Source organism: Cryobacterium sp. PH31-AA6, assembly GCF_030063195.1.
In the GTDB taxonomy this organism is placed as follows: Bacteria; Actinomycetota; Actinomycetes; order Actinomycetales; family Microbacteriaceae; genus Cryobacterium.
The window spans coordinates 51,012-64,037 of sequence record NZ_JASISS010000019.1; the positions used below are offsets into that span (position 1 = coordinate 51,012).

Annotated in this window: 10 protein-coding genes and 1 tRNA gene; 4 read left to right on the top strand and 7 right to left on the bottom strand. The window is 66.3% G+C overall.

Annotated features, from left to right (window positions below):
* Positions 1–16: 16 nt before the first annotated feature.
* Positions 17–796 (bottom strand): SDR family NAD(P)-dependent oxidoreductase, encoded by a 780-nt coding sequence (locus tag QMG61_RS12815; RefSeq protein ID WP_283494718.1) that lies wholly within the window; start codon positions 794–796, stop codon positions 17–19.
* Positions 797–920: 124 nt separating this feature from the next.
* Positions 921–1,616, bottom strand: a complete 696-nt coding sequence (locus QMG61_RS12820) for a helix-turn-helix domain-containing protein (RefSeq protein ID WP_283494719.1) — start codon at positions 1,614–1,616, stop codon at positions 921–923.
* A gap of 647 nt (positions 1,617–2,263) precedes the next feature.
* Between QMG61_RS12820 and QMG61_RS12825 the strand changes: the two genes are divergently transcribed.
* Positions 2,264–2,677, top strand: coding sequence for a nitroreductase/quinone reductase family protein (locus tag QMG61_RS12825; RefSeq protein WP_283494720.1), 414 nt, complete (start codon positions 2,264–2,266; stop codon positions 2,675–2,677).
* 609 nt (positions 2,678–3,286) lie between these two features.
* Here QMG61_RS12825 and QMG61_RS12830 read toward each other — a convergent pair.
* The 3 genes from QMG61_RS12830 to QMG61_RS12840 all read right to left on the bottom strand — a co-directional run bounded on the left by QMG61_RS12830 (position 3,287) and on the right by QMG61_RS12840 (position 7,329).
* The gene (locus QMG61_RS12830) at positions 3,287–3,748 is read right to left on the bottom strand and encodes an SRPBCC domain-containing protein (protein WP_283494721.1); all 462 of its coding nucleotides are present in this window, start codon (positions 3,746–3,748) and stop codon (positions 3,287–3,289) included.
* Between the two features lie 412 nt (positions 3,749–4,160).
* A complete protein-coding gene (gene hrpB, locus QMG61_RS12835) occupies positions 4,161–6,719 on the bottom strand; it encodes an ATP-dependent helicase HrpB (protein ID WP_283494722.1) in 2,559 nt (852 codons plus the stop codon).
* 520 nt (positions 6,720–7,239) lie between these two features.
* Positions 7,240–7,329: transfer RNA gene (locus tag QMG61_RS12840), tRNA-Ser, on the bottom strand.
* 135 nt (positions 7,330–7,464) lie between these two features.
* Here QMG61_RS12840 and QMG61_RS12845 point away from each other — a divergent pair.
* Positions 7,465–8,247 (top strand): SGNH/GDSL hydrolase family protein, encoded by a 783-nt coding sequence (locus QMG61_RS12845; RefSeq protein ID WP_283494723.1) that lies wholly within the window; start codon positions 7,465–7,467, stop codon positions 8,245–8,247.
* Between the two features lie 34 nt (positions 8,248–8,281).
* On the top strand, positions 8,282–9,649 hold the full coding sequence (gene radA / locus QMG61_RS12850) for a DNA repair protein RadA (RefSeq protein WP_283494724.1): 1,368 nt from the start codon (positions 8,282–8,284) through the stop codon (positions 9,647–9,649).
* Between the two features lie 12 nt (positions 9,650–9,661).
* Here radA and QMG61_RS12855 read toward each other — a convergent pair whose 3' ends face one another.
* Both QMG61_RS12855 and QMG61_RS12860 read right to left on the bottom strand, forming a co-directional pair.
* Entirely contained in the window at positions 9,662–11,299 is a 1,638-nt protein-coding gene (locus QMG61_RS12855) for a GGDEF domain-containing protein (RefSeq protein WP_283494725.1), read from the bottom strand.
* A gap of 179 nt (positions 11,300–11,478) precedes the next feature.
* Positions 11,479–11,895, bottom strand: coding sequence for an SseB family protein (locus tag QMG61_RS12860; protein WP_283494726.1), 417 nt, complete (start codon positions 11,893–11,895; stop codon positions 11,479–11,481).
* A 206-nt stretch (positions 11,896–12,101) separates the two neighbouring features.
* On the opposite strand from QMG61_RS12860, the gene QMG61_RS12865 reads away from it, so the two are divergent.
* Positions 12,102–13,026, top strand: a 925-nt coding sequence (locus QMG61_RS12865) for a DUF222 domain-containing protein (RefSeq protein WP_283494727.1), incomplete at its 3' end; no start/stop codon positions are given.

Consider the following 13,026-nt stretch of genomic DNA (forward strand, 5'->3'; position numbering starts at 1 on the left):
CCGGACTGTGCGGGTGCTAGTGCAGTAGCTGCCCGCCGGTGACGTTCAGGGAGGCGCCGGTGATGTTTCGCGCCTTGTCGGACAGTAGGAAGGCGACGGCTTCACCGATGTCCTCCGGTTCCTGGGGGCGGCCGAGCGGAATCGGCGCGATCGCGCCTGCCCAAGCCTCCTCCCGTGTGATGCCCTCCGCGGCTGCGGCTTTGTCGAGCATCGGCTCCCAGAGTGGGGTGCGCACGACACCCGGCAGCACTGCGTTCACCGTGATGTCGTAGGGGGCGAGCTCAACGGCGAGCGACTGGGTGAGACCCATGACACCGAACTTGCTGGCACAGTAGTGGCTGAACAGTGGAATTCCGCGGAGCCCGACGAACGAGGCGTTGGAGACGATGCGGCCGGAACGGCGTTCGATCATCTGGCCCACGACCGCCCGTGTGGTGTGGTAAACCCCGTTGAGGTTCACGTTGATGACGCGGTTCCACTCGTCCTCGTCCATCTCGTTGAATGGCACACGGTTGGAGATACCAGCATTGTTCACGAGTCCGTCAACCTGACCGAATCGCGTCGTCGCATCCGCGACGACACCGCGGCTGGAATCGCCGCTCGTGACGTCATGCTGAACGCCGAGGGCGAGTCCGCCGGCGGACGTGATCTCCGCTGCGATGCTCTCCGCCGCCTCAAGCCGGATGTCCGTGATTACGACCTGCGCGCCATGTTCGGCAATCACCTTTGAGATGCCGGCTCCGATTCCGGAACCTCCACCGGTGACGAGAATTACTTTGCCTGTCAAATCACGCATGAATGTCAACCTCCATTGGTTGTCCGGGAGCCAAGCTACCGATCGTGTGTAAACCTGGGCTTTACACTAAGGGCTGATTTGCACGAAAGCAAGCAATATTGTGTTTCTAGACAGAACGCTTCGCCTAGAAGCCGTTGTGCCGCCCGGCCGGACTATCGCCGGGGCCCCGTGAACTCTGGTCACTTCGCTCCTCCAGAACGAACCAGACGGCCCTGACTTCTTCGCTTGTGCTGTTCCAGAAACGGTGCGGGATTCTGGAGTCGAACGCGATCGAGTCGCCCGGATGCAGCTGCGCCTGACCGAAGCCCACCTGGGCGTTAAGGATCCCCGAGACGATCACGCCGTACTCGCGGCCCCCATGACGAATGAAATCTGCTGGCGGCTCCGCCCCAGGTGCGGGGGCATAGATGACCTCGATGAAGTCCGCGCCGTCTTCGGCCTTCGCGGTGAGTCGTTCCCAACGCGGACCCTCCTTCAGCTGAATGGAGGGTCGGGCACTCCGGCGCAGCACGATGCCCGCCTCATCGAGAGGGGCGCTGCGCTCGGTGGCGACAAGTTCATCCTGAACTGCGGGAACGACTCCTTGGGCATCGACGACCTCCTCGAACAGGCCATCCATGGAGATGCCAAGCACGTTCACCACGTTGTACAGGGTGCGGACGCTGAAGGACCCCAGGCCTCGTTCGACCTGTGAGACATGGCTTGCCGACACGTCAATGCGTCGACCCAGCTCTCGGATGCTCATGCCGGCGGCGTTGCGGGACGCGCGAATACGCTCTCCGACTGTGAGCCATTCGGAAGCGGCGTCAGTATCGTTCAACGGGTTCCTCTCTCTTCCCCCTCGGAACCGCGGGGGTCATCATCCGCGCAAGCTAGCACTGAACAAGAAGTGTACTGCTACACAGCACAGCATACTTAGCTCAGGCCTGCATGGACCATGCGCTTCGGACGAGTTGACGCTGACCCGCTCCGCCTCAGAGCTCTACTATGACGTGATCTGCTCGAATGGAGTGGACCCGTCAGGGACGACGACGAGGTTGCCCTGCTCGCCGATCTGAGCGGTTTGCGCACCGCGTATCCCTCCTTCACGGAGTCGGGATGATGGATGTCCTGCAAGCTGATCGAGTCGACGCTGACGCCGGCCTTCAGACAACGGGTTTCACGCTCCTCCTTGATCGCGATTTCCGCATCTGACAGTGACCGGGGAGGGACTACTGCTACTTCTCGGAGAGAAACCTCGCAGCGCCTGCCGGGTGATCCCGAGCTCCGTGCAGAGGCCGCCGACCTACGTTTCCACTATCACCGCGAGGGAGAGGGGTCTAGAGTCACGCGCAGCAGGGCCGATCCGTGTGGAGCGACCATCGGGCGGGGAACTCTCGGCGAAAGGCGGCAACCGAGTTGGAGAGCAGCAGCAGAGTGCCGGGAGCGAGCGGGCGGACGCCGCGCTTGCAGCCCCGATGGTTCATCGTGCTTTTCTGGAAGGTGCACCGGGCTCTGGTCCGGGTCACCGGTGGGCGCCGTGGCTTGTGGCGCCCGCGTGACAAGACCTGGGGCGCGTTGAGGCTGACCACGGTCGGGCGCCGCAGCGGCCAGGAGCGATCGGTGATCGTCGGGTATTACGAGGACGGTCCGAACCTGGTGACCATGGCAATGAACGGCTGGGGCGAAGCGGAGCCCGCGTGGTGGCTCAACCTCCAGGCGCATCCGAAGGCTCGGATCCAGCTCGCCGACGGGACACGGCAGGTCGTCGCCCACGCCGCGACCGGAGCGGAGCGGGACCGGTTGTGGGACCGGTGGCGGTCGCTGGACAAGGACCTCGACGGGTACGCCCGTCGTCGGCCGACGGAGACGGCCGTGGTGGTCTTCGAACCGGTGTCATGAGCGGTTCCGGCCCCGACTGAAGATTGACGCAATCGCCGCGAGGATCCCGTCGATCTACCCGGACAGCGGCGTGCAGGATGACCACTGGCATGGGGCCGGTACGTGCAACGACTCGACGTCGGGATCGCGAAGGCCACCCCAACTACAAGGCCAACTGGCCACTCAAGGTGCCCCCGGTTCCCCGGATAGCGCGGAACTCGATCCGCCGCTTCGAACATCACCGCGCACCCACCCGCTCAACCAACACTCGACCGCACGACCAGGACAATTCGCAGCGCCGAAAAGCGGTGCTCCGGCATCCCTGGCCGTGCGTTGTCGTTTAATCCGCACCTGCCAGCCCGCACGAGTGGAAGATCCCGAGCCGCCCACGCCAGAAACGACGAATGGCCTCCGAAAGTCGGAGGCCATTCGTTTTGGGACGAGTTCTAGGAACAGAATCAACCAGTTCCAAGAACAACCCTGTGGCATGTTGTTCCCATAACTCACAGGCCGCTGAATAACCGGGCAGTATTTCGGCACTTTCGCGCACGTCCTCTGCGCTCTGCCAAATAGTCCTCTACCGGCCGAGCAACGTCGCCAACTCGTCGGACGACTCCCCGTAATCGTGAACTACCGGGTGACACCCTCGAGTAGGATCGCGAGCTCGTCGAGTTCGACGTCCCAGCCCTCCCGGTTCTGCTCAAGACGTTCGCGACGGTAGCGGGTGCCACCGGGGAGTGTGTCGAAGCCCGATTCGATCACCGTGACATCCGTCCCGGTACCAGCATCGGCGATGGTAAAGCGCACGTGCGTCGAGTACTCGTCGAGCTCTTCGGCGGGGATTCCCGACCAACGGAAGCCGAACGAGCCGTCGGGCACCACCTCGGTGATTTCGATCGGGAAGCTGCCATAATCATCCCAGTCGATGCTGCCAGTAGCACCGGGCTCGAGCGCGGCGAACACCACACCGTCTCCGAACCACTGAACCATCACTTCGGGGTCGGTCAGTGCCTTCCAGACCCGCGCGCGCGAGGCCTCGATGTGCACGGTGCGGGTCACGGTGTGGCCCTTGATTCTTGCGTGATCAGACACGGTGTTTCCTTCACGTTCGAGCTGAGCGCGACGGGACATTGCCCGCCGAGCGGCGCGTGAACTAGTTCCGCAAACGCGCCTCATCGAGCGTACCCATGATTGCGTAGCTGTTCACGGGCGGGAGAACTCCGTGATCCCCACCGCCGTCCTCGACCCTAATATCCAGGAGGCGCCTGACCGACTCTGCACACAAAGTTCCGTTGACTTCGGACCGGAAGACGGTCTCCGCGATACCCAGCTCTTTCGTGCTCGCAACCATGCTGCTCGGGTCCGGAAACATCCGGAGGCACAGTGGCCACTCCAGCTCATCCCGACCGATAGAGAGGAACAAACAATCCAACTTGGCGCGCTCAACGCCTAGAAATCCAAGAATCACGCGGCAATCTCGTAACACCACGCATTTGGACTTGACCTAGCCCAGGGCAGCGCGGCGCGTGGTGTGCCGGGTGGGTATGGCGGACCGCGGGTCCTCTGGCCAGGGATGCTTCGGATAGCGGCCGCGCATCTGCGCGCGCACCTGCGAGTACGGACCTGCCCAGAAAGATGCGAGGTCGTCGGTCACGGCAAGGGGATGCCCGGCGGGGGACAACAAATGGAACAACACCGGCACTCGTCCTCCGATGATTCGCGGAGTCTCCGCCCACCCGAAGCATTCCTGTAGTTTCACGGCCACAATGGGACGGCCGGTGGAATCATCGGCAGGTGGGTAGCTGAGCCGAACATGCGAGCCGCTGGGCACCTGGAGGCGTTCCGGAACCAGAGCATCGAGGTCGACCGCGGCCGGCCACGGCAGGATTCGGCGGAGTGCCGGGGCAAGGTCGATGCGCGCGGCCGGAGTGCCGGCGGCGAGGTATGACAGTTCGGGGCCGAGCCAGGAATCGAGCGTGCTGAGCAGAACGGTGTCTGAGACCTGCGGCCAGGGCGATCCGAGCTCGCGATGAAGCAGCGCGAGGCGACGCCGCAGAGCATCCGCGGCGTCCGACCAGGTGAACACTCCGAGACCTTGCTCTGTGACGGCGCGACGGACGGCATCCCGTCCGCCGGCGTCCGCCTGTACACGCACCGGCACGGACGAGCGAATGATCGCGCCGATCCGACGTTCACGGCGCGCGACAACGCGCCCATTCAGGAACTGTGCTTCGACCCGGTCTGTGCATAGATGGGGCGCCACTTGCTCCGCCTGGTTCTCGGAGATGATGGCGGCAGAGCGGATGATTGCTCCGGTTCCTGCGGCCGCCCGCCCCTCCGCACGAGTAACGTCTGCCACTGCCAACCAGTCGGCACTAGCGAGCGGACCGGTGATCCCCGCACGGGTACCGGAGGCCAGAAGGAAGGTTGCGCCGTGTGGGGACTGATCGACGCGGCGAGCGATCCACTCGGGGAACGCGAGCGCGATGAGGAGTCCAGTCTGATCAGCGCCTCCTCGCGCCGTGTTGGTCGCCCCGGCGAAGCGCACGAGACGCCGGACTTCCTGCTCCCATCGGCGGGCATCCGGGCTTCGTCCAGTGCGCAGCGCGGTGAGCGTGGCCTGGGCATCTCCGTCTGCGACGCGGAGATCACCGCTGAGCAGCGAGATAACCTCGGCCGCTGTGCGCCCGCCGACCAGGCCACTCCCGGCACGCAGCGCGCGGGCGAGGCGAGGAGCTGTCGGGACGCGGGCGAGCTGTCGCCCTTCATCCGTGGCGCGGCCATCGGCATCGATCGCGCCGAGCCCACGCAGCACGGCGAGGGCCTCACCCAGGCTTCCCGAGGGAAGCGGATCTACCAGCCGCAGGCCCACACCGCCAGGGGCGCCCCAGCAAGCGAGGAGCAAGGCTGCGTCGGTGAGATCTGCCGCCTGGATCTCAGGCGCAGCGTGCGTCGGTGCCGTGGCGAAGGTCCGCTCGTCGACGCATCGGACCACGACGCCCGGCCCGTGCCGGGTGGCGCGCCCAGAGCGCTGGATGGCAGAGGCCTTGGGCGTCGGCCCGGTGACGAGACCGCTCATCCCGCGCGCTTCATCCCGCTGCGGAGCACGAGACAAGCAGGTGTCGACGACCAGACGCACGCCGGGGACGGTCAGAGAGGATTCGGCGAGTGACGTCGTCACGATGATCCGTGCAGCACCATCGGGGCTCCGCCCACTGATCACCGCATCCTGCTCTGCCGCGGGGATCTGGCCGTGCAGTTCGCGGACGTCGAACTCCGCGGCGAGACCACGGATGCGTCCGGCGATCTCAGAGACCTCACGCGCACCCGGTGCGAATACGAGAGCATCGGCCGCAGGATCGGTGCGCACGAGGTTGCGGTGTGCGGCGACCGCGGTGCTCGCGACGTGGTCAAGGAAAGCCCAGGTCACCCCGCGTTCACCCAGTCGAGGTGTGGGAGAGGGCGCCCAGTGCACCTCGAGCGGATGTGCCGGTGCCGTCTGGGTCACGATCGGGGCCGGCGACGCGTCCGTTCCGAGAATTGTCGCGAACCGTTCGGCGTCGAGTGTTGCGGACATCGCGATGAGGATGAGGTCGTCGCGCAGCTCGCGGACCTCGCCGAGCAGCCCGATCAGCAGATCCGTCTCCAAAGCACGTTCGTGCACTTCGTCGATGATCACCGCGCCAATCCCGTCGAGACCAGGGTCATCGAGCAGGCGACGAAGAAGCACGCCCGCGGTAACGAACTCGATCAGGGTGGATGGACTCACGTGGCGTTCGCCGCGGACGGTGAATCCAACGCGGGAGCCCAGAGGGGATCCGTCCAACTGCGCGAGTCGTCGGGCTGCAGCACGGGCAGCGACCCGGCGGGGCTGAGTGACGATCACACGACCCGAAACACGATCAGCGAGGATTGGCGGGACAAGCGTGGTCTTTCCCGTGCCCGGCGGCGCGCTGACGACGACGGTGGGGCTCCGATCGAGCGCAGCACTCAGATCATCGATCGCCGAGGCGAACGCGAGCCCGCGACCGAGTCTCGACGGGTCGAACGGCGCACAGGTCACTCCCCCAGTCTCTCGCGTTCGGAAGGTGCGCGCTCAGCTGCCCCACGTATCGCGCCTCAACTCTGGGCCCACATGACGGATACCACTAGCCGACGCCCCGCTCCCGCGACCGTCGATGCATGAGGAATGCGCCTGCTGACGCACCGCAGATCTCGATGGTCACGGTCAGCAAGGGCTTCCGGAGGCGTCACTGGCCGCCGTCAGCCCCGCAGAGCCCACCCAGCACAACGCTGTCAGCGCAACCGGCCCCACCGCGTTCAGCAGGAACGGGACGGGACTGCCCCAGGTGTCCCGTGGCACGTCGATTTCGCGAGGATCTACGCGTCCAACCCGGCAGTGAAGTTCGCTCCGTTACCGCCACCCGAAATCGTGTTGCCACGTGGCACTCGAGTGAATCCTTCTTCTCATCGGTTGCCTCACTTCACACTTGCTCACACCACTTCCGTTACCGCTGCGTTCGCCGCAGTAAAACAAAAACCCCCTGCTTCCCAGTGAAAAAAGGGATGCAGAGGGTTTTCTGTGGCGGTACCGGTGGGATTTGAACCCACGGTGGAGTCTCCCCCACACAACTTTTCGAGAGTTGCACCTTCGGCCGCTCGGACACGGTACCGAGGGAGATTGTAGTTGAGACCGCGGCCGGATGCGAATCCGTCGGCATCGCGGCATCCGCTCGAGCCCCCTCGCCAGTTGGGGAATCTCACGGATGCCTCAGCAAAGTCAGGCCGGGCGGGGGTATTCTCGGCGGGTGACAATTGCCAACCAGACCCTTCGATCCTTCGCCGTCGCGGCGGGCGCCGTTGCGACGGCAGCCGGAATCGGCGTCGCCGCGCTGGTGAACTTCCGCAATTTCAAGGGCCGGCTGGCCGAGAGCGCGGCCATGCTCAACGAGACCCTGCCGGTGCACTCGCTGTGGTGGCGCACCCACGCCAAGGTGAAGGGCGAACTGCTCTATGTCGCCATCGGCGACAGCGCGGCGCAGGGCATCGGTGCGAGCTCACCGGACCGCAGCTATGTCGGGTTGCTGGCCGATCACATCCGTCTGGCCACCGGTCGCACGATGCGCGTGGTCAATCTCAGCGTGTCGGGCGCAACGGTGGAGCTGGCCGTGCGCGACCAGCTCCCGCGGTTCGTCAAGCTCTCCCCCGATATCGTGACCGTGGCGATCGGGGCGAACGACATCGCGCTCTGGGATCCGGTCAGGTTCGAGTCCGGCATCCGAGAGATCTTCGCCGTGCTGCCCGAGCACACACTGGTCGCCGACCTGCCCTGCTTCCATCTGCCGGCGAACGAACGCAAGGTCGCGGTGGCCAACCAGATTCTGCGCGCCGTCGCCGCCGAGCACGGCCTAGCCGTCGTGCCACTGCATGCCACCACCAAGCGGCAGGGCGTGCGCAGCATCGCCACCCACGTGGCGGAGGACCTGTTCCACCCGAACGACCGCGGCTACCGGGTCTGGGCGGAGGCATTCCTGCCTGCGGTGAGTGCCGACGTCGCCCGGCTCATTCCACAGGAGCTTGCCCCGCAGTAATCGAGCGTCGGTGGCCGAGGCTAGGCTCGCTGGCATGGCCAGACCCGTTTCCTCCTTCCGCTGCACGGACTGTGGCTGGACCACCCTGAAATGGGCCGGCCGTTGTGCCGAGTGCCACGAATGGGGCACCGTGGTCGACATCACGGAGAAGGCCAGTGCGGCGCGCTCGCTCAAACCCGCCACGATCAGCGGTGCCGGAGTCGCCCGGCCGATCACGCACGTGGACACTACCGCGGTCTCGCACTGGCCGACCGGGATCGACGAATTCGATCGGGTGCTGGGCGGCGGCATCGTGCCGGGCTCGGTCATTCTGCTGAGCGGTGAGCCGGGTGTCGGAAAGTCGACCCTGCTTCTGGAGGTGGCTTCGAAGGCCGCGGCCGCGAAGTCCCGCGTGCTCTACGTGAGCGCCGAGGAGTCGGTGAGCCAGGTTCGGTTGCGGGCCGAGCGCACCGGGGCGTTGCAGCCCGAGTTGTTCATCGCGGCGGAGACCGACCTGGCCACCATTCTCGGGCAGATCGACGCGGTGAAGCCCAATCTGGTGATCGTGGACTCCGTGCAGACGGTGGCCAGCTCGAACTCCGACGGTCTCGCCGGGCAGCCCAGCCAGGTGCGCGAGGTGGCCTCGACCCTGATCCGGGTGGCGAAAGACCGCAACCTGCCCATTCTGCTTGTCGGGCATGTGACCAAGGACGGCTCGATCGCCGGGCCGCGGCTGCTCGAGCACCTCGTCGACGTGGTCTGCCAGTTCGAGGGCGACCGACAGACCGCGCTGAGGTTCGTGCGCGCGCTCAAGAACCGGTTCGGCTCGACCGACGAGGTCGGCTGCTTCGAGATGACCGGCGACGGCATCGCCGAGGTGCCCGACCCGAGCGGGCTGTTCCTCAGCCGCGGTGCCGTGGCCGTCTCCGGCACCTGCGTCACGGTGGCGCTCGAGGGCCGCCGGGCCATGCCGGTCGAGGTACAGGCCCTCGTGATCAAGTCCCAGGCTCCCAACCCGCGCCGAGTCACCAACGGGGTCGACTCCTCGCGGGTTGCCATGCTCCTCGCCGTACTCGAGCGCAGGGCAGGGCTGACGGGCCTGGGCGGCATGGATGTCTACGTGTCGACCGTGGGCGGTATCCGTCTCACCGAACCGGCCGCCGATCTCGCCATCGCCCTCGCCATCGCCTCGGCGTTCAAGGACCGGCCCATCGCCCAGAATGCGGCCGCCTTCGGCGAGATTAGCCTGGCCGGCGAGGTGCGACCGGTGTCGGCGGCCAAGCTCCGGGCGGCAGAAGCCGCTCGGCTCGGCTTCGCCACGCGTATTGATGCGTCGGCGACGGGATCGATCGGCGCAGCCGTGGCCCTGGCGATCAAGACCGGGTTCACGGCCAGGGAGGCCGAGCTCGACAGCGTTTTCTAGGCCGTCGGCGGACTAGACGACGATCCCGATCGCGTCTTCGGCGAATTGGCCGACCGAGACGGGGTGCTCGTCAGCGGAGTCTTTGGCGGACCGGGCGATGATTGCCGAGTGGACGACGCGATTGCGCCCGTCGCGCTTGGCGACGTACAGGCGCACGTCGGCCGCGCGCATCAGGTCGGAACTCTGGATGCCGTCGTCGGGTGCGAGAGCGACGCCGATGCTCGCCGTGACGGGCAGGTCGCCGGTGATCGGGGTCCAGTCGAATTCGGCGATCGTGCGGCACAGGCCTTCGAAGTTGGCATGGGCGGTTTCCGCGTCGGTTGCGGGAAGGATGAGCAGGAACTCCTCGCCGCCGAGGCGCGCCGCGATGGCATCCGGCACGGCCTTCGCAGCGTCGATGAGGATTCGTCCGAGTGCGCGGAGAACCTCGTCGCCGACCTCGTGCGAAAGCGTGTCGTTGATGCGCTTGAAGTGATCGAGGTCGATCATGGCAATCGCGAGCGGCAGGCCCCCCTCACGCAGAGCCATCAGGGCGGCGCCGAGGTGCTCGTCAACGAAACGCCGGTTGTGCAGCCCGGTCAGCGGATCGCGCTCGGCCAGTTCGCGGTAACGCTCGCTCTCGCGACGGGACTCCGCGGTTTGGAACATGGCCTCGAGGATGCGCCCGCGGGCCTCATTCTCGCTTGCGCCAAGCGCCTCATACTTCTCGTGGTAGTCGCGGAAGGCTTCGAAGGCGGCTCGATAGTCCGAGTTCGCGGCGTGCACCTCTGCCTGCTCGCGGGCGACCTCGGTGGTGCGGCGGATCAGTCCGTTCCGGTGGGCGAGGTCTCGGCAACGGTCGATCGCGGTCTGCGCCTTGCCCAGCCGGCCCTGTTCCCGGTAGAGCTCGGTCAGGGCGACCAACGCTGCCGCGGAGCTGTCCGGATGCGCATCGCCGAACACGGGGTTCATGGCCGGGAGGAGCATCGTCTCGGCCTCTTCGAGCCGGCCCGCGGCCATGTACACCCGGGCGATGGTGTCGCGGGCAGACATCCCGATCTGGCGGTCGCTGAGCTGCGAGAGTCCGACCAGGCGTTCGACGGCCTCGAGTGCCTCGTCGTTGTTATGGGCCAGGTGCTCGGTGAAGGCGAGGTTGTTGAGGATGATGTACCGGATGTTGGTGTCCGGGTCATCGATCACGAGCCGGAGGGCGTCGTCGTAGCGCCTGCGCGCCTCATCGAGGGAACCGGCCGAGCCCAGGGCGTCGGCCAGGCATTTGCGGGCGGCGGCCCGCATGAGCGGGACCTCAGAGTCGGACAGAAGGTCGTTGGCGGCCACGGCATGCTCGAGGGCGGACGCGGGGTCGCCGACCATCTCGAAGAGCGAGCCGAGCACGTCGTGGCAACGGGATTGCAGGGCGACCTCGCCATGCTGCTGCGCCCAGCCCAGGATCTGTTGCACGTCGATGGCGCTCTTGCTGGGATCGGCGCGGTGGATGCGCACTCCGGCGATCAGCACCTGTAACCGCCGGCCGGTGGCGCCAAAATCGGCATCGCCGAACTCTGCGAGCCATTCCTCGGCCAGGTGCAGGGCGACATCCCGGTCGACCCAGAATTGTCGCTCGACGCTCGCCAAACGGATGCCGACGGCATCCTGATCAGTCCCCACCACTGCGACCTGCTCCCTAACAGGTGCCAGGAGATCGGACCGCGAAGAGTCCGTCGGACCCCGCTCACAGAGCGGGCCCAACACCGTCGAGGGTCAGCCTAGCGCGACGGCGACGCCGACGGGCTCACTCTGAACCCCCAGCATGGGGACCGGAATTCGTTGCAGTCCGTGCTTTGCCGCGACTACTGCTCGGGCTCGTCGTCGCTCTCGCCGGTCAGCGGACCGAGGGCCCGCATCAGGTCTGCAGGGTCTGCCTGCATGACGTGCGGGCCGGCGATGTCGAAGAAGACCATTTCGAGCACGTTCTGGTGGACCGTGAGAAACTCCCGCAGCCATTGGGCGTCGCCGACCATGACCTGCGGGTTCGTTTCGTTCGGGACCATCTCGGCATAGTTCTCGGCGGAGGAGAAGAGCAGCAACATCCGCTTCTCCGTGCCTTCACGGCCGAAGACGCGCACCTGCTCGCCCTGGCCGTTCACCACGAGCTGCGGCACGATCACGACGTCATTGCGGAGGGCGTATGCCACCGCCACCACGTCTTGCTCGGCCAGCGCGGCAGCGAGGGCCTCGGATCGGGGCATCGGAGTCGAATCAGTCACGCAGACCATTCAACCAGTCGGGCGGCGCTCACCCCGAATCCCGGCGCACGCCACGAGCGAACGGGCACACTGACGGCCAGCGGGACTCGGGCCTGGTCCGCCACGGTGGTCGAGCCTGTCGAGACCACTGGATAAACCTTCGAAAACTTATCCACAAGACGTGACAATCTCTCACATTTGTGTTCCATTCTTGCTAAAATCGTGTTATGACCACCCCGGCAGACCAGCTCAGGCAAGCGGCAGATGCCGTCGCCCGTCTGGGCTGCAACAGTGCCGACTATGAGGCACTCTCGGATACCGCCGCCCTGGCTGGTCAGCGTGACATCGCGACCGCCCGCCGTCTCCTGGAAACCTGCGCCGCGTGGATGGCCGGCAGCATCGCCCGTCGTTCCCGCCCGGAGCTGGGCCACTCGGGCTTGGCCGCCCGGCAGGGGTTCCTCTCCCCGGAGGCGATGATCCAGAAGTTCACCGGCTCGAGCAAGAACGAGGCCTACAAGCTCGTCGCCGTCGGCAGGATGCTCGCCCGCACCGAGGCCGCGGACCGGCAGGCCGAGCAGGAGACGCTCACACCCGGCGATACCACCGTGGACACAGATCCTGGCTCGCCCGGCCCTGAGGGCCTACTCAGACCCCCCGCGAGTCCGACCGGCCCCACGGGATCACCAGCCCCCACGGACACGCCCGCGTCGTGGCAGGCCCCGATCGCCCGCGCCGTCGCCGCCGGCACCCTCTCCGTCGACGCCGCCGAGTCCATCCGTCAGGGCCTGGGCGATATCGACACCGCCGTGACAGCAGACCGGCTGGCCGCCGCCCTGACCATCCTGCTCGCGGAGTCGGCGGGGTTGAACGCGGACCAGTGCTTCCGCCGGGCGAGGCGGCTGCGCGACGACCTCGATACGGCCGGCATCGCCGCCCGCGAGAAGCAGGCCCACGACGACCGGTACCTGCGCGTCTACCGCCTCCGCGACGGCAAAATACGTCTGCACGGCCTCTTCGCCCCCGAAGACGGCGAGTTCGTCCTCTCCACCTACGACGCCCTCACCAGCCCCAGACGCGGCGGGGTGCGCTTCGTCGACAAGAAACGCGCCGCCTGGGCCAAACGAATCCAGAACGACCCCCGCAGCACCGAAC

Bases quoted from the DNA above. Each gene is read 5' to 3' on its own strand.
- QMG61_RS12815 (WP_283494718.1), bottom strand. From the start codon at position 796: ATGCGTGATTTGACAGGCAAAGTAATTCTCGTCACCGGTGGAGGTTCC.
- radA (WP_283494724.1), top strand. From the start codon at position 8,282: ATGGCCAGACCCGTTTCCTCCTTCCGCTGCACGGACTGTGGCTGGACC.